Source organism: Streptomyces sp. WMMC940 (assembly GCF_027460265.1).
In the GTDB taxonomy this organism is placed as follows: Bacteria; Actinomycetota; Actinomycetes; order Streptomycetales; family Streptomycetaceae; genus Streptomyces.
Genome location: NZ_JAPZBC010000001.1, coordinates 5,928,323 through 5,950,344 on the forward strand (window position 1 = coordinate 5,928,323; position 22,022 = coordinate 5,950,344).

Sequence of the window (22,022 nt, forward strand, 5' to 3'; positions counted from 1 at the left end):
CCGCCGCCCAGCCGTCGCGACCGGTCCGGGCCGGTTGTCAGTGGGGGGTCGTACGGTTGATGGCATGCGGCCCGTTACCGAGATCGAACGCACGATGGCGCCCTTCGAGGTCGTCAGTCCCTACAAGCCCAGTGGCGACCAGCCCGCGGCCATCGCCGAGCTCGACCGGCGCGTCCGCGCGGGCGAGAGGGACGTCGTCCTGCTGGGTGCGACCGGCACCGGCAAGTCGGCCACCACGGCCTGGATGATCGAGAAGCTCCAGCGCCCGACCCTCGTGATGGCGCCGAACAAGACCCTGGCCGCCCAGTTGGCGAACGAGTTCCGGGAGCTCCTGCCGAACAACGCGGTCGAGTACTTCGTCTCGTACTACGACTACTACCAGCCCGAGGCGTACGTCCCGCAGTCGGACACCTACATCGAGAAGGACTCCTCGATCAACGAGGAGGTGGAGCGGCTGCGCCACTCCGCGACGAACTCCCTGCTCACCCGCAGGGACGTCGTGGTGGTCGCCTCCGTCTCGTGCATCTACGGCCTCGGCACCCCGCAGGAGTACGTGGACCGCATGGTGCCGCTGCGGGTCGGCGACGAGATCGACCGCGACCGGCTGCTGCGCCGTTTCGTGGACATCCAGTACGCGCGCAACGACCTCGCCTTCACCCGTGGCACCTTCCGGGTCCGCGGCGACACCATCGAGATCTTCCCGGTGTACGAGGAGCTCGCCGTCCGGATCGAGATGTTCGGCGACGAGATCGAGGCGCTCTCCACGCTCCACCCGATCACGGGCGAGGTGATCAGCGACGACAACGAGCTGTACGTCTTCCCGGCCAGTCACTACGTCGCCGGTCCGGAGCGCATGGAGAAGGCGATCACCGGAATCGAGCGGGAGCTCGAGGAGCGCCTCGCGGAGCTCGAGAAGCAGGGCAAGCTCCTGGAGGCCCAGCGGCTGCGCATGCGCACCACGTACGACATCGAGATGCTGCGCCAGATCGGCACCTGCTCCGGCGTGGAGAACTACTCGATGCACTTCGACGGCCGCCTCCCGGGCAGCGCGCCGAACACCCTTCTGGACTACTTCCCGGAGGACTTCCTCCTGGTCATCGACGAGTCCCACGTCACGGTCCCGCAGATCGGCGCCATGTACGAAGGTGACGCCTCCCGCAAGCGCACCCTCGTGGAGCACGGCTTCCGGCTGCCCTCCGCGCTCGACAACCGGCCGCTGAAGTGGGAGGAGTTCCAGGAGCGGATCGGGCAGACCGTCTATCTGTCGGCGACCCCGGGCGCGTACGAACTCTCCCGCGCCGACGGCTCCGTCGAGCAGATCATCCGGCCCACCGGCCTCGTCGACCCGGAGGTCGTCGTCAAGCCCACCGAGGGCCAGATCGACGACCTCGTGCACGAGATCCGCACGCGCACCGAGAAGGACGAGCGCGTCCTCGTCACCACACTCACCAAGAAGATGGCCGAGGACCTGACGGACTACTTCCTGGAGCTGGGCGTCCGGGTCCGCTATCTGCACAGCGACGTGGACACGCTCCGCCGGATCGAGCTGCTGCGCGAACTGCGCGCCGGTGAGTACGACGTCCTGGTCGGCATCAACCTCCTCCGGGAGGGCCTCGACCTCCCCGAGGTGTCGCTGGTGGCGATCCTCGACGCCGACAAGGAGGGATTCCTGCGCTCCGGCACCTCTCTGATCCAGACCATCGGCCGCGCGGCGCGCAATGTGTCCGGACAGGTCCACATGTACGCCGACAAGATCACTCCGGCGATGGAGAAGGCGATCGAGGAGACCAACCGGCGCCGGGCCAAGCAGATCGCGTACAACGAGGCGAACGGCATCGACCCGCAGCCGCTCCGCAAGAAGATCAACGACATCGTCGCCACCATCGCCCGCGAGGAGGTCGACACCGAGCAGCTTCTCGGCACCGGCTATCGGCAGGGCAAGGACGGCAAGGGAGCCAAGGCGCCCGTCCCTTCGCTGGCCGCGCACGCCGTCAAGGGCGCCGACGCCAAGGCGGGCAAGGCCGGGAAGGCAGGCAAGGGTGCGATCACCAGCGACCGGCCGGCCGCCGAACTGGCCGGGATCATCGAGGAGATGACGGATCGGATGCGAGCCGCGGCGGCGGAGCTCCAGTTCGAGGTGGCCGCGCGGTTGCGGGACGAGGTGGGCGAACTGAAGAAGGAGCTGCGGCAGATGAAGGAAGCCGGTATCGCCTGAGCCGGGCCGGTGCCATCCGGGCCGCGGCCAGTGTCTCAACACCGCCACAAAAACACACCAAGTCTGCTGCGCGGTCCGAGCGACTGCGTAGGGTGCAGGCAACCGCACACACGGACGGTTGCGGGGGAACCATGGAGAGGGGACAGCGCGTGGTGGACGTATCCAAGGGCAATGCGCCCGGGGGTCCCGGCGTCAATCTGACCAAGGGACAGGCCATCAGCCTGGAGAAGAAGGGCGGCGGCACCCTCACCGCGGTGCGGATGGGCCTCGGCTGGCAGGCGGCCCCCCGCCGGGGGCTGTTCGGGTCGCGCACCCGGGAGATCGACCTGGACGCCTCCGCGGTGCTCTTCGCCGACAAGCAGCCGGTGGACGTGGTCTTCTTCCGGCACCTCGTGAGCGACGACGGCTCGGTCCGCCACACCGGCGACAACCTGGTCGGCGGTGCCGGCCAGGGCGGCGACGACGAGGCGATCCTCGTCGATCTGCAGCGGGTGCCGGTGCACATCGACCAGATCGTCTTCACCGTCAACTCCTTCACGGGCCAGACCTTCCAGGAAGTGCAGAACGCCTTCTGCCGCATCGTGGACGAGACCAACGGCCAGGAACTCGCCCGTTACACGCTGGACGGCGGCGGCCAGTACACCGCCCAGATCATGGCCAAGGTGCACCGCGCCGGCTCCGGCTGGCAGATGACCGCCCTGGGCAACCCGGCCAACGGCCGTACGTTCCAGGACCTGATGCCGTCGATCCTGCCGCACCTGTAGGCGCGCGGGCGGATCGGTCCGCGCCAGCGGACACGGCGGCGCCCGCCGTGACCGCGCGGCTCCCGGGGGCGAGCAGGCCGCCGGGAGCCGCTCAGCACACCACCGAGGGGGACAGAGGCGATGACGGCCGAGCTGGTCAGGGGGCAGAACCATCCCTTGCCCCACACCCGACTCGAGATCCGGGTGTCCGCCGGCAAACCGGTCGTGGCCGCAGCCGCGTTGAGCGACGAGGACGGCCGGGTCCCGGGCACCGAGTGGGTCGCCCACCCCGCACAGCCGGCCCTGCCCGGCGTCGAGGTCTCCCGCCAGGCCACCGCGGACCATCTGCTGGCCGTCGACCTGAACGCCGTACCCGCCTCCGCGCACCGGGTGACGGTGCTGCTGGCGCTGCCCATGGGACCGGGGCGCCCCGTACGCTTCGGGGCCGTCGCCGCCCCGTTCGTCTCCGTCGGCCCCCCGGACGGCGACGAGATCGCGAGCTACACCGTCACCGGCCTGGACACCGAGTCCGCCGTCGTGGCCCTGGAGCTGTACCGCCGCCAGGGGGCCTGGAAGGTCCGCGCCGTCGGCCAGGGGTACGCGGGCGGTCTCGCCGCCTGCCTCACCGACCAGGGCCTCGACCGCGCCGGCGAACTCGCCGCGGTCGTCCACGAGGCCGTCGCGCCCGGCCTCTCGCGCACTCTCGGCACGCCGCCGCCCCGGACGACGGAGGTGCGGCACAACGCGGCCGCGGCCGCCACCGCGGGCGACACCGGCCCCTCTTCCGACCCCGGCCCGGCACCGGACGCCGCCTCGGGTACGGGTCCGCGGACGTCGGGCCCGGCGACGCCGCAGCCGCCGGCCCAGACGCACGGGGGGCCCGTCAACTACACGCACCCGCGCAGGCAGTCCTCCGCGCCGCCGCCTCCGCCCCCGGCCGCGCCGCCCGCCGGGCCCGGCCGGCCGCCGGTGCCCGTCGCGGGCGACGCCACCGGCTGGTCCATGGAGGAGCGGCTTTACAACCAGGTCTGGGGCATGTTCGAGGACCTGGCCCGGACGACGGCCGCCTACCGCAGCGCGGTGGACTTCGCCGACTCACGGCTCGACCAGGAGCTCGACCGCGCCCTGTCCGACCCGCGCAGCCGGATCGCCGGCGCGGGGGACGGCGCCCGTGAGGCGGCCCGTGCCAGGCACGAGGAGCTGACGGGACGCGCCCGGGAGGCCCTCGACCGCGACCTGGCCCAGCTGGCCGCGGAGTGCGAGGTCGTCGAGCCCGCCCTGCCACCGGCGTTCGCCCGCTGGGACAGCCCGGTCTGGCACGGCTACCGCGTCCCGATGGAGATCCCCATGGCCCTCCGTCTCGGCGACCTCCACCTCCCCGAGCGGCCCGAGCTCCGGATCCCGATGCTGGTCCGGCTGCCGCTGGAACGCGGGCTGTGGGTGGACAGCGGCCGGGGCACGTCGGAAGCCGCCGTGACGCTGGACGAGGCGCGGCTGCGCACCCTCGCCGTGGACAGCGCGGTCGCCCACGCGGCCCGGCTGCTCGCGGTCCATCCGGCCGGGGAGTTCACCGTGCACGTCATCGACCCCGCGGGTTCGGCGGCGCGTTCACTGGCCCCGCTGGTGCGGTCGGGCGTGCTGGACGGGCGGCCGGCGGCCGGGGCCCAGAGCGTCTCCACGGTGCTGGCGAAGCTCACGCAGCGCGTGGACCTGGTGCAGATGGCCGTGCGCGGGGGCGCGGCCGACGCACTTCCGCCGGACCTGGACACCGCTCAGCAACTGCTGATCGTCAATGACTTCCCGCACGGTTTCGACGACCGCGCCGTCACACAGCTCCGCTACCTCGCCGACGAGGGGCCCGCGGTCGGGGTCCATCTGCTGATGGTCGCCGACCGGGAGGACGCCTCCGCGTACGGGCCGGTGCTCGACCCGCTCTGGCGCTCGCTGCTGCGGATCACCCCGGTCCCGGACGACCACCTGGCCGATCCATGGGTCCAGCACTCCTGGACGTACGAACCGCCGTCGGTGCCGGAGGGCAGCGATGTGCTCGGGCTGGTGCTGGCGAAGGTCGCGGAGGCGCGGCGCACCCTGCGCCGCTGACCCGCGGCGGCGGGGCGCATGTGGCGCTGATCCGCGGCGGCGGGGCGCATGTGGCGCTGATCCGCGGAGGCCGGCGCGGTCCGGACCCGCGCGCCACCGGCCTGCTCGCGGGGCACCGCTCCACCGCTGTGCTGCCCCCGCCGTGAGCCGCCCCGTGCCGCCCGCACCGTCCGCCCCTCGGGACGATTGCGGACTCGCCTTGCTGATCTGCGACTTTGACCCTCCATTACCCTCGCCTTTACCTTTCTTTGGTCTTTCGGGTAGTGTTTCCCGCGCGGAGGGGAGTACTCCCACCTGCGGCGTGCCCGTCAGTACGGACCGACAGACCCAGAGCGGTCCCGGGGCGCCGGCCCGCGGTTCGGCGACCAGCCACCCGGGTGGAAGAGACCTCCGGCAGCGACGACGCTGGTGAGTAGCCGTACGACGCCGGAGGCGCAATGGACGTTTCATTGACCATGTGGCTGGTGACCATTCTTGGTCTCTCCGCCCTGATCGCTGTCGACTTCTTCATCGGGCGCAAGCCCCATGATGTGTCGATCAAGGAAGCGGGCATCTGGACGATCGTCTGGATCGTCCTGGCAGCGATCTTCGGTGTCGGACTGCTGCTGGCCGGTGAGAGCCAGGCCTCGGGCGAGTTCTTCGCGGGCTACATCACGGAGAAGTCGCTCAGCGTCGACAACCTCTTCGTCTTCGTGCTGATCATGGCGAAGTTCGCGGTGCCGTCGCAGCTCCAGCAGCGCGTCCTGATGTTCGGTGTGCTCATCGCGCTCGTGCTGCGGGCCGTCTTCATCGCCGCGGGCGCCGCGATCATCGCCAACTTCTCCTGGGTGTTCTACATCTTCGGCGCGTTCCTGATCTACACGGCCTGGAAGCTCATCCAGGAGGCGCGGTCCGACGAGGACGAGGACGAGTTCGAGGAGAACAGGCTTCTCAAGTCCGTCGAGCGGAAGTTCGGCGTCGCCGACAGGTACCACGGCACCAAGCTCTTCATCCGCGTCAACGGCAAGCGGGTGCTGACGCCGCTGATGGTCGTCATGCTCGCCATCGGCACCACCGACGTGCTGTTCGCCCTGGACTCGATCCCCGCGATCTTCGGTCTGACCCAGGACCCGTACATCGTCTTCACCGCGAACGCCTTCGCGCTGATGGGTCTGCGGCAGCTGTACTTCCTCATCGGCGGACTGCTCAAGAAGCTGGTCCACCTCAGCTACGGGCTGTCGGTGATCCTCGGCTTCATCGGCGTCAAACTGGTGCTGCACGCGCTGCACGAATCCGGGGTCCATGTCCCCGAGATCTCCATCCCGTTCTCGTTGACGGTCATCTGCGGCGTCCTGATCATCACCACGATCACGAGCCTCATCGCCTCCAGGAAGCAGGAGAAGCGGGAGGCGGAGGCCAAGGCCGCGGACTCGTCCGAGAAGGACAGCGTCGAGGCCTGAGTCCCCCGGTGGGCCGCGCGCTCCCTGACGCGCGCGGCGCACGGCACTCCGGCGCCGGCCGGGTCGTCCGCGACCCGGCCGGCGCGGTCGTGCCCGGCCCGGCCGCCCGCGGTCGCGCAAGAGCCGTGCCCGGATCCTGTCAGGGGATCCGCGGCCAGGATCCTGCGGTCCCGGGGAGCGTGAGCCTGGATTCCGCGTCCCGGGATCCGCGGCCCCGGGGGAATGCGCGGGTCCCGCGCCGTACGGTCGCCGGAGAACCGCGGGTCCCGCGCGGCGGGCGCCGGGAGCGTCATACGGCAGCGGCGCCCTCGGCGGGCTCGCGCAGCCGCCCTTGGGCCGGCGCCGTCTCCGGCAGCAGCGCGAAGCAGCCGAGGCTGAGCACGGCGACCGCGCTCAGATACGCCGCGACCCCCCACGGCGGTCCGCTCCCGCCCGCCAAGGCCGTGGCGACGACCGGGGTGAGCGCTCCTCCGAGCACTCCCGCCAGGTTGTAGCCGACCGCCGCCCCCGTGCACCGCACCCGGGGCTCGTACAGCTCCGGCAGATACGCCGCGACCACCGCGAACATCGTGATGAACGCCAGCAACGCGCCGAGGAACCCGGCGAACATCAGCAGCGGCTCGGCCGTCTGCAGCAGCGCCACCATCGGGAACGTCCACAGTGCGCTCGCCGCGCATCCGACAAGACAGAGCGGTCTGCGCCCGTAGCGGTCCCCGAGCATCGCCGCGAACGGCGTCACGGCCCCCTTGACGGCGACCGCCGCCATGACGCAGACCAGCATCACGGTCCGGCTCACCCCGAGCCGCTCGGTGCCGTACGCCAGCGACCACGTGGAGACGGCGTAGAAGACCGCGTAGCCGACCGACAGCGCGCCCGCGGTGAGCAGCACCAGCCGCCAGTGCCCCCGCATCACCTCGGCCAGCGGCAGCCGCGCCCGTTCGCCGATGCCTTCGAACTGCGGTGTCTCCGCCAGTGATCCGCGCAGCAGCAGCCCGCCGGCGGCCAGCAGCCCCGCCGCCCAGAACGGCACCCGCCAGCCCCAGTCCCGGAACTGGGCATCCGTCAGCCCCGCGGACAGCGCCAGCATCACTGTGTTGGCCAGCAGAAACCCCACCGAGGGGCCGATCTGCGGAAAGCTCGCCCAGAGCCCGCGCCGCCCGGCCGGGGCATGCTCGGCCGTCAGCAGCACCGCCCCGCCCCACTCGCCGCCGAGGCCGAGCCCCTGGAGGAAGCGCAGCACCAGCAGCAGCGCGGGAGCGGCCGCTCCGATGGTCGCGTACGACGGGACACAACCCACGCCGACGGTCGCCAGCCCCGTCAGGAGCAGCGAGGCGAAGAGCACCGGCCGCCGCCCGTGACGGTCGCCGATGTGCCCGAAGAGCACCGACCCCAGCGGCCGGGAGAGGAAGCCGACGGCGAACGTCCCGAAGGCGGCGAGCGTCCCGGCGAGCGGGGAGAACGTCGGGAAGAACAACGGGCCGAGGACCAGTGCCGCGGCCGTGCCGTAGACGAAGAAGTCGTAGAACTCCACGGCCGTCCCGGCGAGGGAGGCGGCCGCGAGCCGGGGCATGGAGACGGCCCGGGCCGCCGGCACCGGAGGGGTCGACGGCGACTCTTCCGACGACGGAGCGCGACGATTGTGCATGTCGCGCCAACTACCTGTGGTCGTCGGCGGTTACGGGGCGCGCAGGCGCGTGGTCGGCGGCGGGTGGCGCACCGGTGCACGGCCGGTGCACGACGCGGCGCCCGTCGGTCGCCGTGAGCGGTCTCGTCCGTGGCCGCCTCCGTCCGCCCGTCGAGGAGCCCCGCTCGTCGCCCCCGGGCCCGGGTCCCGGATCCACCTCCGGGCCGTCCCCGGGGCCCGCGCTCCGGGAGCGAGGCCCGGACCCCGGGGCTCCCGCCGGTCCGACGCCCGCTCTCGGTTCCGCCCCGGGGCTCAGTACGTGACCACGATGCGGCGGGCCACGCCCTTCTCGGACACCCTCCTCCGGCCCGCCGGGCCCGTCGGCGGGATCATCAATCGTGAGCAGTTGCGGCGCATCACGGCGAAGCTGGCGAAGCAGATCACGGACGCGCAGAACGAGGCGCGCCGGTTGCGCCCGGCCTTCGACCTCGACGCGTTCGACGGCCTCGTGGGGCCACGGTCGGCGGAGACGTGGGAAGGGCTTGAGGTGCCGCAGCAGCGGCGGGTCCTGGACGGCCTGGGCGTGCGGTTGAGGGTGCACCCGGTGGCGCGGCGCGGCCCTGGGTTCGATCAGAGCACCATCGAGCTCGAGTGGGTGCGGACGGGCGACTGAGCGCGCGGACGCCGCACGAGCGTGGTCCCCGGGATGTCCCGGGCCACGTCGTCGTTCCGGCCGAGGCCGGAGGACTGGCTTTGTTCACGAGAACCGACAGCAGATGTTCACCACTTCGGGAGGCACCACTACCTGGTGCTGTTCGATTGCGCAGCTCCGGAGTGTGAGCACCGGCGTCGTCTGGCAGTCGGCTAGAAGAGACCGGCTTGCATGTGGTGCGTGAGGTTGTCGAGGATCTCGCGCAGCAACGGGCTGCGGACCGCCGGCAATCGGACCAGGGCGTGCTGGAAGGTTCCCGGGTCGGCTCGGAACAGGTGGTGGGGGCGTGGCGGGGGCGGGGCGTCGCGCAGTACGCCGTCGGGCATGGTTCCCGAGGTGGGGAGGTAGAGGTGTGGTTCGGGGAAGGCCATCCACATCCATATCCCGAACGGCAGTGGCACCGGGCGTGCAGATGCGTCCGGGCTGGCCGGGCTCCAGAGTTCCCCCGTCTGCGGGTGGGTCGGCACGAGGATCATGTCGGCGTCCGGGCCGGGGGCGGATAGCCCCGGACCGGACAGGACGGCGCGTCGCGCTGGCTGGTCCGCGGGCAGCAAGGCGTCGAGGGCGCGTTGGAACACTTCCGTGATCGTGCCGGGCGGGACCGTCACCGGTCGGCCGTCGGAAGCTGCCAGGAGGTGGGCCAGGGCCCGACCGGCTGCCGCTTCCCACTGTGGGCTCCATGACCACCAGTGGTCCAGCCCGAGGAGCGAGCCCCATCTGCTGATCGGCTCCATCGGGGGCGTGGCTACCCCCTCCTCCAGCAGTTCCTCCCAGGAGAGGATTGCGGAGTCGGAGTCGGTGTCGTCGACGGGGAGGCGGTGCACGGCGTCCGGCGCGAGCCAGACCGCCTGCCAGAGTGAGCAGTCGTCGATCCGGCTCGCTACCGGCAGGCCGCACGCCTCGCAGGCCATGTTGGGGCCGTCACCCCAGTCGAGGCCGCAGCAGTAGCCGCCGGCTTCGTGCGGGATGAGCACGGTGCCGCGGGTATCCCCGGGGGCGATGACGACGGTGCCGGGTGCGCTGTCGGACAAGGCGTAGAGCGGAGCGTAGATACCGCGGGCCGCCGCCTCGTCCGGGTCGATCTCCTCCCACCTCCGCCACGGCGGCCCCCAGGGCTCCGGTTCCACGGCGAATGTGCCCGACTCCATGAGCACCGGGAGCTGGATCCCGTTCCCGTACTTCTGATGGGCATGAACCGGCAGCGCGACCGGGGACAGCGGGATGGTCAGCTCGGCGCCACATCCCGCACACGCGAAAACGAACAAATGTCCTCCGCGAAGAAAGTAAGGGGCATCGTCGCAGCTCTATGGCGGACCTTCCACGTGTTTTCTCATCCGCGGCGCGGGACTGTGCACCGCCACGGTGTGTAACGCACGGTTCGAATCCCCGACGTGCCGGGTGCCCCCGGTCCAGCAGCCACACCACGAACGCCACCAGAGCGCCGCGCGTCGCCTCCAGCTCCGGGAACTCCTGGTCGGTGCAGAACCGCTCCCAGACGCGCCACGCCTTCGCGTACGTGTCCGTCGTGTTCGCTGGCCGCAGCCGTCGCTGCACCTCGTCAGCGAAGTCCTCCGCGTCCGCGAGGCGCTGGGCGTCCTCCACGCCGTGCCGCTGTGCCCACTGGACGAGCAGGGCGGGCGCTCCTCGGACACGGCCGGGACGAGGGGCGCGCGGCGGCCTCTCCTGAAAAGTGCTCAGACACTGCCGTCACCATGCCCCTTCCTACCGGTCCTGCATCGGATTGACGGTGTGGCTGAGCCCGGGCAGGGTGCTGCCCCAGAGCATTTTGGTCTCCCATTCCTGCGCCTGGATGTTGATGTAGCCATCCCACACGAGTTCCGAGCCGTTCCAGTACCAGCGGGCCAGGCCGTTCGCGGGCCCGGCGAACTCCACGCCGTACGCGATCAAAGGGATGCTGGGCCACGGGTGGTCCCTGTTCGCCTCCATCGCGCTCCGCACCTGCTGCACCAGGAGGTCGAGTTGGGATTGCGCCTCCTCGTAACTCCGGTAGCGGGGCGGCGGGGTCCAGCCCAGGGTGCCGACAATGACGCCGACGACCGGATGCGGCGCAACGGACACTCTTCCGGCCTCGAAGACGAACTGCGGCGCGAAGGACAGCACCGGCTCGTCTTCGGGCTCGAAGCAGATCCGCCGCTCGCGTTCGTGTAGCCAGTCCGAGCGGGAGCCCTGCGTGGGGGCCGGTTCGTAGGCGACACAGCGGTTGTACGTGCGCCGCGGCAGCGTGGCCTGCATCTCGGCGCGTTCTTCGCGGGAGACGTAGAGGACGGGCCGGGCCCCGGCGGCGATGAGCCGCCGACGGTCGAGCACGAGTCCCCACGGGGCGTACGGGCCTCGCCCGGTCCCGTCGCGGAGCATCGTGCGGCGGGCTTCCTCGGTGACCTCGCTGAAGCAGATCACCGGGGCGTCGATCCCGAAGGGCTGCGCCCCGCGCAGCGTCCCGCTGTGCAGGATGCTCACCAGGCGCTGCTCCGGCGAGCTCGGCGGGAAGTCCGGCAGCTCGCCCCGCCCGCGGGGCCGACCGGTGAAGTGGACCAGGGTGTCGGGCAGGTCGGGGTGCGTGCTCACGTCGGGTTTCCTCCCCTTCGCCGACGCGCGTTCCGATGGACCGCCATGCCCGTTTTGTCGCGTCGGATAAGGGCCGGCGCGGACCGGGCCCCGCCGGGGAGGCCCGACCCCGTACCTGCGGGTCCCCGCGCTGAGGAAGACCATGGAGGGCCAGGACGCGGCAACGCTGATCTTCGGGCAGGGGATGACCGTCCGGGCCGCCGAGATCCTCGGCATGAGTCCTACGACGTGCTGGCGCCGGGCCTGGTGGTTCATGGACCGCACCCTGCCGGTCACGTACGGCCGCCCCCTCGGCCCGCTGCCCCCGCAGCGAGGAACCCGAGCCTGCCGCCGTGGCCGCCCCTGGCTCCACCGCGACGGCGAGGACTTCCCCGACCTGGACGCCCCGGAACCGCTCGATATGGCCGCGCTCCTGGAGGCCATCGAAGCGCCGTGGGACGACGCGGATGGCCTGGACGGTGACGGACCGGCTGAGCTCACGCCCAGCCCCCGTCCTCCAGAGCGGGGAGCACATCAAGCTCCCAGAGCGCCGGCACGGCTGAACGCAGCGACCGCCCCCGCTTCGGCTTCGAGCGGGGGCGGTCGTCGTTGGTGTGGTCACCAGCCTCGTGCGCGCCACTCCGCGAGGTGGGGCCGCTCCGTGCCGATGGTGGTGTCGTTGCCGTGGCCGGGGTAGATCCACGTCTCGTCGGGCAGGACGTCGAAGAGCTTGGTCTCCAGGCCGTCCATGAGGGAGTTGAAGTCTTCCGGACGTGTTGTCCGACCAGGACCGCCGGGGAAGAGGCAGTCGCCCGTGAACACGTGGGGGTGGCCGTGCGGGTCGTCGTAGACGAGCGCGATCGAGCCGGGCGTGTGGCCGACCAGGTGGCGGGCGGTGAGCTCGACGTGGCCCACCCTGATCGTGTCGCCGTCGTCGACGAGCACATCGGTGGGCACCGGGATGCCGGCGGCGTCGTGGCGGCCCGCGTACGTCCGCGCGCCGGTCGCGCCCACCACGTCCGCCAGCGCGCCCCAGTGGTCGCCGTGCCGGTGGGTGGTGACGACGGACGTGATCCCGTCGTCACCGATCAGCCGGAGCAGCGTCTCGGGCTCGTCGGCCGCGTCGATCAGCAACTGCTCGTCGGTGCTCCGGCAGCGCAGCAGATAGGCGTTGTTGTCCATGGGGCCGACCGCGACCTTGGAGATCATCAGGGCCGCCAGCTCGTGGACGTCCGCCGGGCCGCCGACCGTCACCGCTCCGCTGTAAGTCATGGGGCCAGCGTACTCAGGCGGTCACAGCGGCGGCAGCACCGGCAGCGGGCCGCCGGTGACCTCCAGCGCCGAGCCGTCACGGCGGCCCGCGAGCCAGCCGAGCAGGTCCGCGGCGGCGCCCCGGACGGTGATCGGGCCGCCCGCGGCCCCGCCCCCCGTGGTCCACGTCCGCCCGCCGTCGGCGACGACGGTCGTGGGCGGCACGTCCCGGTGCCCGTCGAAGCGCTCCGCGAGGAAGGCCGTCTCGCGCTCGGTGAAGCCGGCCGGCAGGTCCTCCAGCTCGTAGCCGATGCCGAGGTCCACGTGGTGCAGCTCGACCTCGATCAGCCGCCGGAAGGGGATACGGGCCGCGGCGTCCTTCACGCCGTTGCGGAGCTCCACGATCCGCGACCAGTCGGCGTCCGCCGTGGCCGCCGCCCGGAAGCGCTCCCCGGACTCGCGCACGTCGTCGAGCTGGACGGCCAGGGGCCGGGGCGCGTCGCGCTCGATGTCGGCCTCGCGCGTCTCGGCGCTCGCGTACATGGGGCGGCCCTCGAAGACGTTCACGAGGGCGTCCGCGTTGCGGGCGAGGTGGGCGAGGACGTGGCCGCGGCTCCAGCCGGGCAGCCGTGACGGCCCGGCGGCCGCCGCGTTGTCCAGTTCGGCGGCCGCGTTCAGCAGTCGCTCGGTTGCTTCGCGTACGGAGTCCAGGTCATCCACGGGATCGATCATGGGGAAGACGATAGTCCCGCCACACGTTCGGGTGAAGGTGACCGTAGACCGGCCTTAATCGAATACGCGTGCTATAGGCTCGGGGTTGAGGCATTCTGGAGGGCCGGGCGTTCATCCGTCCGGCAGCCGTCGATCTCGTGGTCGCCCTGGCCCGGAGCAGTCCGGGCCGGGGGCCGTTGCCCCCGATGCTTCTCACGACCTGTCTCAAGAAAGGTGCGGACCCGGCGTGGCCGACCGTCTCATCGTCCGTGGCGCTCGCGAGCACAACCTGAAGAACGTCTCGCTCGACCTCCCGCGTGACTCACTCATCGTCTTCACCGGGCTCTCGGGGTCGGGCAAGTCGTCGCTCGCGTTCGACACGATCTTCGCCGAGGGGCAGCGCCGCTACGTCGAGTCGCTCTCCTCCTACGCCCGGCAGTTCCTGGGTCAGATGGACAAGCCGGACGTCGACTTCATCGAGGGCCTCTCCCCGGCCGTCTCGATCGACCAGAAGTCCACGTCGCGCAACCCCCGCTCCACGGTGGGCACGATCACCGAGGTCTACGACTACCTCCGGCTGCTCTTCGCGCGCATCGGCAAGCCGCACTGCCCCGAGTGCGGCCGACCCATCACGCGCCAGTCCCCGCAGGCCATCGTCGACAAGGTGCTGGAGCTGCCCGAGGGCAGCCGCTTCCAGGTGCTGTCGCCGCTGGTGCGGGAGCGCAAGGGCGAGTTCGTGGACCTCTTCGCCGACCTGCAGTCCAAGGGATACTCGCGGGCCCGGGTCGACGGGCGGACGGTCCAGCTCACCGAGCCGCCGAAGCTGAAGAAGCAGGAGAAGCACACGATCGAGGTGGTCGTCGACCGCCTGACCGTCAAGGAGAGCGCCAAGCGCCGGCTCACGGACTCCGTGGAGACCGCGCTGGGCCTGTCCGGCGGCATGGTCGTGCTGGACTTCGTCGACCTCCCCGAGGGCGACCCCGAGCGCGAGCGGATGTACTCGGAGCACCTGTACTGCCCGTACGACGACCTCTCGTTCGAGGAGCTCGAACCCCGTTCGTTCTCCTTCAACTCGCCGTTCGGCGCCTGCCCCGACTGCACCGGCATCGGCACCCGGATGGAGGTCGACCCCGAACTGATCGTCCCGGACGAGGACCGCTCCCTGGACGACGGCGCGATCCACCCCTGGTCGCACGGCCACACCAAGGAGTACTTCGGGCGCCTGATCGGGGGGCTCTCCGACGCGCTCGGTTTCCGCACCGACATCCCGTGGGCCGGGCTGCCGCAGCGTGCCAGGAAGGCCCTGCTCTACGGCCACAGGACCCAGGTCGAGGTCCGCTACCGGAACCGGTACGGGCGGGAACGCGCGTACACCACCCCGGCGTTCGAGGGTGCGGTGTCCTTCGTCAAGCGGCGCCACAGCGAGGCGGAGAGCGACTCCAGCCGTGAGCGCTTCGAGGGCTATATGCGCGAGGTGCCCTGCCCCACCTGCGACGGCACCCGGCTGAAGCCGATCGTCCTGGCCGTGACGGTCATGGACAGGTCGATCGCCGAGGTCTCGGCCATGTCGATCAGCGAGTGCGCCGACTTCCTGGGCAGGCTGACGCTCACCGCGCGCGACAAGAAGATCGCCGAGCGGGTGCTCAAGGAGGTCAACGAGCGGCTGAGGTTCCTGGTCGACGTCGGCCTGGACTACCTCTCCCTCAACCGGGCCGCGGGCACGCTGTCCGGCGGCGAGGCCCAGCGCATCCGCCTCGCCACCCAGATCGGCTCCGGCCTCGTGGGCGTGCTGTACGTCCTGGACGAGCCGTCGATCGGACTGCACCAGCGCGACAACCACCGGCTCATCGAGACCCTGGTGCGGCTGCGCGACATGGGCAACACCCTGATCGTCGTCGAGCACGACGAGGACACGATCAAGGTCGCGGACTGGGTCGTGGACATCGGCCCGGGAGCCGGCGAGCACGGCGGCAAGGTGGTCCACTCCGGACCGCTGAAGCAGCTGCTGGCCAACAAGGACTCGATGACCGGGCTCTATCTGTCCGGGAAGAAGTCCATCGCGACCCCGGGGATCCGGCGGCCGATGGATCCCGCCCGGCAGCTCACGGTGCACGGCGCCAGGGAGAACAACCTCCGCGACATCGACGTGTCGTTCCCCCTCGGTGTGCTCACGGCGGTCACCGGCGTCTCCGGCTCCGGCAAGTCCACGCTGGTCAACGACATCCTGTACACCCATCTGGCACGCGAGTTGAACGGCGCCAAGTCGGTGCCGGGCCGGCACACCCGCGTGGACGGCGACGACCTCGTGGACAAGGTCGTCCACGTCGACCAGTCGCCCATCGGGCGTACGCCCCGGTCCAACCCGGCGACGTACACCGGCGTCTTCGACCATGTGCGCAAGCTCTTCGCGGAGACGATGGAGGCGAAGGTGCGCGGCTATCTGCCGGGCCGCTTCTCCTTCAACGTCAAGGGCGGGCGCTGTGAGAACTGCTCCGGCGACGGCACCATCAAGATCGAGATGAACTTCCTGCCGGACGTGTACGTCCCGTGCGAGGTCTGCCACGGTGCGCGATACAACCGGGAGACCCTTGAGGTCCACTACAAGGGCAAGTCCATCGCCGAGGTGCTGGACATGCCGATCGAGGAGGCCCTGCACTTCTTCGAGGCGGTGCCGACCATCTCCCGTCACCTCAGGACGCTGACGGAGGTGGGCCTCGGTTACGTCAGGCTGGGCCAACCGGCGCCGACGCTTTCCGGTGGTGAGGCGCAGCGGGTGAAGCTGGCGAGCGAGCTGCAGAAGCGGTCGACCGGCCGGACGGTCTACGTGCTGGACGAGCCGACCACGGGTCTGCACTTCGAGGACATCTCCAAGCTGATCAACGTGCTGTCCGGACTGGTCGACAAGGGCAACACGGTGATCGTGATCGAGCACAACCTCGATGTGATCAAGACCGCCGACTGGGTCGTCGACATGGGCCCGGAGGGCGGCAGCGGCGGTGGCCTCGTCATCGCCGAAGGCACGCCCGAACAGGTCGCCGCGGTCCCGGCGAGCCACACCGGCAAGTTCCTGCGGGACATCCTGGGCCCGGAGCGCATCAGTGACTCGGTGCCACCACAGAACCGGAAGACGGCGGTGAAGAAGGCCGCGTCCAGGAAGCCGGTCTCGGCCAACTCCACGGCCGTGAAGAAGAACACGGTCACGGCCAACGCGACCCCGGTGAAGAAGAAGGCGGCAGCGTCGCGGACCCGCGCCCGCAAGGCCTGATCCCGGCCCCGGCCCCGCCGTTCGCCGGCCCGCAGCCCCGTGACGGCCGTCGCCCCGGTTCCTGCCACCAGGAACCGGGGCGACGGGCGTCGGGTCCCGCGCAGCCGGCTCGTCCGGACCGGCGCTCATTCCGGCCCGTCCGGGATTTCGGGTCTGGCCCCGAGCCCCCGCCCCGACGGGTGGTCTTTTGCGACCACGGGGAATTCGGGAAGGTCGGGCCGTGGCTGCTCCGGCTGCACCGGAGCCCCGGCGCGCCCCGGGCCGACGTGTTCGATTCCGGCCGATGTGGCCCGGGCCCGACGCCGGTGACCGGGCGGCCCCCCCGCACGCCATTGCAGGTGGTCAGCGTGCAGGCGTCGCCACGCCACCGGTGCTGGTCCCGGTTCCGAGCCCCGCCCGCGCACGGGCGGCCGTCGTGACGCCGTTCCACGGCCGGCCCGCCGCAGACCCCTGCCCGCCGGGTTGCCGTTCCGTGCGTCCCGGAACCTCCGGGCCCGGGGCCCCGGGCCCGTGGCCGCTGTGCCGCGTCCCCGGGACGCCGGGTGGTGCGCTTCCGGCGCCGGGACGGCGAGCCGGCCCTCGTAGCCCTCCGGTCAGGCCAGTTCGGAGGCGTACGGGGGCTCCGCTCCCGTACGGGAGCAGGTGACGGCGGCGGCGCGGGCGGCGAACGCCAGCACCTCGGCCCAGCCGGCGGCGTCCAGGGCGCGCAGACCGCCGGGGGAGAGGGCGCCGCGTCGCTGCAGGTCGTGCAGCAGTGCCGCGTTCACGGTGTCGCCCGCGCCGATCGTGTCGGCCACCGTCACAGCCGCCGCCGGGACGGCGGTCTCCACACCCTCCCGGGTGCGCACCGCGAGGCCGCGGTCGCCGCGGGTCAGCACCACGGCGGCGGGGCCCTCGGCCAGCCACTGCTCAGGGGAGCCGCCGAGCCATGCGGCGTCCTCCTCCGAGAGCTTCAGCAGCGACACCGAGGGGAGCCAGCCCGCGAACCGTGTCCGGTACGCGTCGGCGTCGGGCACGAGTCCCGGCCGGATGTTGGGGTCGAGCAGCGTGAACACCCCGCGCTGCGCCTCGCGTCGCAGCAGCGCCTCGTACGCGCTCGCCCCGGGCTCCAGCACCAGCGAGCACGTGCCGAGCGCGAGCGCCCGCACCCCGTCCGGCAGTTCCGGCGGCAGTTCGAACAGCCGGTCGGCGGTGCCGGTCATGTAGAAGCCGTAGCCGGCCGAGCCGTCCGCGCCGACCTCGGCGACCGCGAGGCTCGTCGGCTCCGGGCCGCGCTGCACCAGCGACGTCCGTACGCCCGCCGCGTGCAGCCCGCCCAGCAGAGCCTCACCGAAGCCGTCCGCCGACACTCGGGAACAGAAGGTCACGGGAGATCCCAGGCGGCCCAGCGCCACCGCCGTGTTGTACGGGCCGCCACCGGGCCGCGGCAGCAGGGGCGGCAGTGGTGCGTCCCCGGCGGCCGTCCGCTGCGGGACCAGGTCGATCAGGGATTCACCGGCGACGACGATCACGGCTGAGAACGTAGCCCATCGCTGCCGGGTGCGACAGCCCCGTTCCCGCCCGGCCGACCCGCCCGGAGGGGCCGCGATCTGCGCCGGTATCGTCGGGTTGGTCACCTGCCCCGCCCCCATCCGTGGAGATCTTCATGTCCGGCCGATCCACCGCCCGCCGTACCGTGCTGAAAGGCGCCGCCCTCGCCGGGGCCGCCGGGCTGGGGGTCGCCGCCTGCTCCACCGAGTCCAAGGTGGGCCATGCACAGGTCCCGACGCCGACCGCACCGGTCGACCTCGGCGCAGCGGAGGAGGTCCCCGTGGGCGGCGTCCGGCTCTACCGGGAGCAGCGGCTCGTCGTCCACTGCCCGGCCGAGGGCCGGTACAGGGCCTTCAGCGCCCAGTGCACCCACGCCGGCTGCGTGCTGGACAAGGTGGAAGGCACCGAGGGCAACTGCCCCTGCCACGGCAGCCGGTTCGACGTGACGACCGGCACGGCGCTCCGAGGGCCGGCGACCGTGCCGCTCCCGGAGGTCCCGGTGCGGGTGCGGGACGGGAAGCTCGTGGCCGGCCCGGAGGTGTGAGCGGCCCGCCGTCCGCGCCCTTGGGCGTGAGCCGCCCACGCCCGCGGGGCCGCGGCACGCCGTCCCGGACCCCGGCGGTCCCAGGGGCCGGCGGCCGCGTTGTCGGAGACGCTCGCGGCGGCGCCAGCTAGTCGGTCGCCCGCGGTGTACCGCTGGGACACGTTTCAGGGAAGGTGACCGGGAGACCGATGCTCTTCATGGCGCTCTTGTACTCGGCGACGCCCGGCAACTGCTGGGTCGCCGCAGACCAGATCACCGTTGTGCAGGTGCTGGTGTCGCAGTTGCCGCCGAAGGTCAAGAAGTCCTCACTTTCCACCGACTGGCAGTGGCACAGCGCCCGGTGAGGGTTGTGGGTATCGACCTGACAGGTCACGTCGAGGCAGTTCGCCCACCTGGCACGGTCGGTGCAGGTCATCGCGTGCGTTCGGCTGGTGGTGCTCTGTACCGAGAACGTCGAGACCAGCTTGTCGCCCTCCGGTGCTCGCTCGGCACACGAGGCGAACCCGTAGGAGTATCCGTCCTCAACCACGCATCGGCAGATGACGACGTCCGGATCGTCCGGCGACGGCTCGCACGCCGCCGAGGTGCACAGCGCGTAGCGCTGGTCGCACAGCCATCCGTCGCCCGCCTTGACCTGCTTCGGCGGCCTCCCGGAGGGGGCGATGCTCTTGATGTCCCGGGCTGCCGCACAGGCCGAGGCAAGGGCGGGTGCAAGAGCCGCCGACGCGAACAGCACCGCCCGCCGCGCGATCGTCGAGCCGCCGCGGGTCTGAAGCGCCTTGTCGACCAGGCCGCCGATCTCCGCAGCGCCGACCGCCGGCGCAGCCACGACAACCCGCTCGGCGTCGATCAGCACAGCGGAAGGGGTGGCAGTGATCCCGTAAGCAGCCGTCACTCTGCGTTCGGGGTCTGCCAACAGCCGGTGCGGTGCGGCCTCGCGCGATCCACCTGCCGTACCCGACCCGTCCGCCCCGGCGATGACGCCCGCGCGTCGCGAGCCTCCGCTCACGACTGCGATGGTCATGCGCTCGCCGTAGGTCTCCTGCCACCCGGCAACTCGCGGGAGCAATGCGCTGCATGCGCTGCAGGCCTGATCGCTGAAGACGAGGAGAAGCGGGCGATGCGCCGCCAGCAGGCTTTCCATGGCCCACGTCCGACCTGTCTCGTCCGGCAGCGAGAAGCCGGGTGCGACCATGCCCGGCCGCACTTTCCTGCCTCGTTCCGGCTGCAGTCCGATCCAGGCGAGCGATGCGGTGACGGCAAGCCCCGCGAAGAGTCCGGGGAAGCGTCCGCCGACGGCGACGAACGCAGCCAGGGTCGCGAGAAGCCCGTTGCGGGCGACGGTCGACCAGCCGACCGGGGCGGCGTGCAGTCCTCCGAAGCAGCGGCAGGCGGGAGTCCGACCGCGCGACACGTTCAGCACGACGGCGACGCTGAAGCCAACCAGCAGCACGAGCGCCCCCAGCGCACCGGTGCGTTCCCACGGGCGTACGGCAAGAGCCAGCGCGACGACGAGTTCGCAGACAACGAGAAGGGCTCCGAGCGGCACCGCCGCGCGGGCCGGCAGTCCGAAGTCGACGATGGCCCGCGGTAGTCCCCTGCGGTCGGCCAACTTGGCGATCGCCGCGAGCCCGAAGACCGCCGCAAGCACTTTTGCCACCACAACCATCCTGCGCACCCCACAGCTCTCGACGTCCTGAAACAGGAGGCAGGCCATCCGACCGTGTCGGTCGCGTGGCAGCGCCCGCGCCCCACTCATACCGGTGCGCGGGCGGGGAGTGAGCCACCGGCCCCCGGCCGGCACTCGTATGGCCCTGTTCCGGCTGACGCCGCACGTGCGCAGGCGCGGACCCGGGAACATCCGCGGCGGGGTTCCGGCGGGCCCGCCCGCGAGCGACTGGACCAGAGGCGGCGTGGCGGCTCCGGTTGCGGAATCGCGGCTCTGGGCGAAGATCAGGTGCCCGCATTCACTGCGGTTGCCTCCTACTGCCGCGTTCCGGTTGCCCCCCGCCTGCGGCATGTCCCCGGCTGCCGCGTCGGGGCTTCAAGATCACCTCATTGCCCCTGGCCGTACCGCGGCGAAACCCGGGCTTCGGTCAATGCTCCCACTCCCACTCGATCCCCTGGATCCCCGGCCGGACGCCCTGCTCGACCAGGTGCACCGCCGGGTGGCGGCTGTTGGGGGCCAGTTCCGCACGGCAGATCCGTGCCGCGCCGGGGGAGTTCTGGGCGAAGTGCCGGCACCGCACCGGCAGCGCCGCCCCGTCGAAGCGGACCTGCAGCACGTACTGACCGCCGGCCGCGCGGAAGCCCCGCACGTACTCACCGCTAGGGCCCGCCGTGCCGTCCTCGAAGCCGTAGCCGAGGAGGTACGTCTCACCGGACCGCAGCCGGGCGTCGAGGAGCAGTTCCGCGACCAGCACCCCCGCCTCCCGGTCGTACCGGACGCGCCCCGGGCGGCAGTTCTCCGTGGCCCGCACGCTCACCCGCGCCGGATCCCATCCCGGATCCCCGCGATGGACCGCCAGCAGCCGGTCGACGCCGTCGCGGTGGGCGCGCACGATCTTCTGGGAGTCCCGGCCCAGCAGCTCGCGGCCCGGCCCGATCCGCACGCGCTCGTGGTGCCCCACCGTGTGCAGCCCGCCGTCCGCGGGCCGCCCCAGTCCGGCGAGCAGCCGCTCCACCGCCCCGGACCCCTCGGCCGGCGCACGCGGAGAACGGGCCGCGGGGCGCTGGGGGCCGGGCCCGGCCTCCACGGGGAGCAGCCGCAGAAGGGAGTTCTCCGGCAGCCGGAGCACGTCCTCGAGTGCCCGCACGGCCCGCAGCGACTCGGGGCGCTGCGGCCGGCGGGCGCCCTGCTGCCAGTAACTCAGACTGGTCACCCCGACCTTGATCCCCCGGTGTGCGAGATGGTGCTGCACCCGCTGCAGCGGCAGACCCCGCACCGCGAGCGCGGCACGCAGGGCGAGATGGAAGGGGCCCGTGCGCAGCACCCGGTCCAGTTCGGCCTGGGTGTGCGCGGGGTGCGCGGCGTGCCCCATGGGACTCCTCGATGGACGTTCACGGCCGCCCGGTGGGCCCTCGCGCCGAGGGCGGGGCGTGCGGACGGGACCGACGGCAGGCGTCACGGGGCCTCCGGGGCCGCCGTCACAGCCGCGTGTCACCCCGCATTGAAGCGTGCCGGTCCCGTCCGGACAACGGTTGTCCGAGTGCCGGTCCGAATGCCGTGGGAGCCTGGTCGAAGCGTCCGTATTGCACCGCCGAACCGTGAGCGCCCGGACACCGGCCGTAGCGGCGGCCCCGTCGAGGGCCTCCTCCGGCGC

Annotated in this window: 15 protein-coding genes; 7 read left to right on the forward strand and 8 right to left on the reverse strand. The window is 71.8% G+C overall.

The window, feature by feature from the left end:
• Positions 1-64: 64 nt before the first annotated feature.
• The 4 genes from uvrB to O7595_RS26100 all read left to right on the forward strand — a co-directional run bounded on the left by uvrB (position 65) and on the right by O7595_RS26100 (position 6,497).
• On the forward strand, positions 65-2,215 hold the full coding sequence (gene uvrB, locus O7595_RS26085; RefSeq protein ID WP_269731046.1) for an excinuclease ABC subunit UvrB: 2,151 nt from the start codon (positions 65-67) through the stop codon (positions 2,213-2,215).
• A 131-nt stretch (positions 2,216-2,346) separates the two neighbouring features.
• Positions 2,347-2,979, forward strand: a complete 633-nt coding sequence (locus O7595_RS26090) for a TerD family protein (RefSeq protein WP_269731047.1) — start codon at positions 2,347-2,349, stop codon at positions 2,977-2,979.
• Positions 2,980-3,099: 120 nt separating this feature from the next.
• Positions 3,100-5,058, forward strand: a complete 1,959-nt coding sequence (locus tag O7595_RS26095; protein ID WP_269731048.1) for a TerD family protein — start codon at positions 3,100-3,102, stop codon at positions 5,056-5,058.
• Positions 5,059-5,495: 437 nt separating this feature from the next.
• A complete protein-coding gene (locus tag O7595_RS26100) occupies positions 5,496-6,497 on the forward strand; it encodes a TerC family protein (protein ID WP_269731049.1) in 1,002 nt (333 codons plus the stop codon).
• Positions 6,498-6,786: 289 nt separating this feature from the next.
• Here O7595_RS26100 and O7595_RS26105 read toward each other — a convergent pair whose 3' ends face one another.
• Complete coding sequence (locus O7595_RS26105; protein WP_269732627.1) at positions 6,787-8,067, reverse strand: MFS transporter; 1,281 nt, start codon at positions 8,065-8,067, stop codon at positions 6,787-6,789.
• 373 nt (positions 8,068-8,440) lie between these two features.
• Here O7595_RS26105 and O7595_RS26110 point away from each other — a divergent pair, with 373 nt between their 5' ends.
• Entirely contained in the window at positions 8,441-8,794 is a 354-nt protein-coding gene (locus O7595_RS26110; RefSeq protein ID WP_269731050.1) for a hypothetical protein, read from the forward strand.
• 191 nt (positions 8,795-8,985) lie between these two features.
• Here the strand turns inward: O7595_RS26110 and O7595_RS26115 are convergent, their stop codons facing one another.
• From O7595_RS26115 to O7595_RS26130, 4 genes are all read right to left on the reverse strand, one after another.
• On the reverse strand, positions 8,986-10,098 hold the full coding sequence (locus O7595_RS26115; protein WP_269731051.1) for a hypothetical protein: 1,113 nt from the start codon (positions 10,096-10,098) through the stop codon (positions 8,986-8,988).
• 457 nt (positions 10,099-10,555) lie between these two features.
• A complete protein-coding gene (locus O7595_RS26120) occupies positions 10,556-11,419 on the reverse strand; it encodes a hypothetical protein (protein ID WP_269731052.1) in 864 nt (287 codons plus the stop codon).
• A 597-nt stretch (positions 11,420-12,016) separates the two neighbouring features.
• The gene (locus O7595_RS26125) at positions 12,017-12,670 is read right to left on the reverse strand and encodes an MBL fold metallo-hydrolase (RefSeq protein ID WP_269731053.1); all 654 of its coding nucleotides are present in this window, start codon (positions 12,668-12,670) and stop codon (positions 12,017-12,019) included.
• Positions 12,671-12,691: 21 nt separating this feature from the next.
• The gene (locus O7595_RS26130; RefSeq protein WP_269731054.1) at positions 12,692-13,381 is read right to left on the reverse strand and encodes a maleylpyruvate isomerase family mycothiol-dependent enzyme; all 690 of its coding nucleotides are present in this window, start codon (positions 13,379-13,381) and stop codon (positions 12,692-12,694) included.
• Between the two features lie 226 nt (positions 13,382-13,607).
• On the opposite strand from O7595_RS26130, the gene uvrA reads away from it, so the two are divergent.
• The gene (gene uvrA / locus O7595_RS26135; RefSeq protein WP_269731055.1) at positions 13,608-16,625 is read left to right on the forward strand and encodes an excinuclease ABC subunit UvrA; all 3,018 of its coding nucleotides are present in this window, start codon (positions 13,608-13,610) and stop codon (positions 16,623-16,625) included.
• Between the two features lie 593 nt (positions 16,626-17,218).
• Here the strand turns inward: uvrA and O7595_RS26140 are convergent.
• Positions 17,219-18,136 carry a carbohydrate kinase family protein gene (locus tag O7595_RS26140; protein ID WP_269731056.1) on the reverse strand — a complete coding sequence of 306 codons (918 nt, stop codon included), beginning with the start codon at positions 18,134-18,136 and terminating at the stop codon, positions 17,219-17,221.
• A gap of 134 nt (positions 18,137-18,270) precedes the next feature.
• Here O7595_RS26140 and O7595_RS26145 point away from each other — a divergent pair, with 134 nt between their 5' ends.
• Positions 18,271-18,699, forward strand: coding sequence for a Rieske (2Fe-2S) protein (locus O7595_RS26145; RefSeq protein ID WP_269731057.1), 429 nt, complete (start codon positions 18,271-18,273; stop codon positions 18,697-18,699).
• A 127-nt stretch (positions 18,700-18,826) separates the two neighbouring features.
• On the opposite strand, the gene O7595_RS26150 is transcribed toward O7595_RS26145, so the two are convergent.
• Both O7595_RS26150 and O7595_RS26155 read right to left on the reverse strand, forming a co-directional pair.
• Positions 18,827-20,368 carry a MauE/DoxX family redox-associated membrane protein gene (locus O7595_RS26150; RefSeq protein WP_443071862.1) on the reverse strand — a complete coding sequence of 514 codons (1,542 nt, stop codon included), beginning with the start codon at positions 20,366-20,368 and terminating at the stop codon, positions 18,827-18,829.
• Positions 20,369-20,795: 427 nt separating this feature from the next.
• Entirely contained in the window at positions 20,796-21,740 is a 945-nt protein-coding gene (locus tag O7595_RS26155; protein WP_269731059.1) for a hypothetical protein, read from the reverse strand.
• Positions 21,741-22,022: the final 282 nt, after the last annotated feature.

Bases quoted from the DNA above. Each gene is read 5' to 3' on its own strand.
- O7595_RS26105 (WP_269732627.1), bottom strand. From the start codon at position 8,067: ATGCCCCGGCTCGCGGCCGCCTCCCTCGCCGGGACGGCCGTGGAGTTC.
- O7595_RS26145 (WP_269731057.1), top strand. From the start codon at position 18,271: ATGTCCGGCCGATCCACCGCCCGCCGTACCGTGCTGAAAGGCGCCGCC.
- O7595_RS26155 (WP_269731059.1), bottom strand. From the start codon at position 21,740: ATGGGGCACGCCGCGCACCCCGCGCACACCCAGGCCGAACTGGACCGG.
- O7595_RS26095 (WP_269731048.1), top strand. From the start codon at position 3,100: ATGACGGCCGAGCTGGTCAGGGGGCAGAACCATCCCTTGCCCCACACC.
- uvrB (WP_269731046.1), top strand. From the start codon at position 65: ATGCGGCCCGTTACCGAGATCGAACGCACGATGGCGCCCTTCGAGGTC.
- O7595_RS26090 (WP_269731047.1), top strand. From the start codon at position 2,347: ATGGAGAGGGGACAGCGCGTGGTGGACGTATCCAAGGGCAATGCGCCC.
- O7595_RS26100 (WP_269731049.1), top strand. From the start codon at position 5,496: ATGGACGTTTCATTGACCATGTGGCTGGTGACCATTCTTGGTCTCTCC.
- O7595_RS26130 (WP_269731054.1), bottom strand. From the start codon at position 13,381: ATGATCGATCCCGTGGATGACCTGGACTCCGTACGCGAAGCAACCGAG.
- O7595_RS26150 (WP_443071862.1), bottom strand. From the start codon at position 20,368: ATGGTTGTGGTGGCAAAAGTGCTTGCGGCGGTCTTCGGGCTCGCGGCG.
- O7595_RS26125 (WP_269731053.1), bottom strand. From the start codon at position 12,670: ATGACTTACAGCGGAGCGGTGACGGTCGGCGGCCCGGCGGACGTCCAC.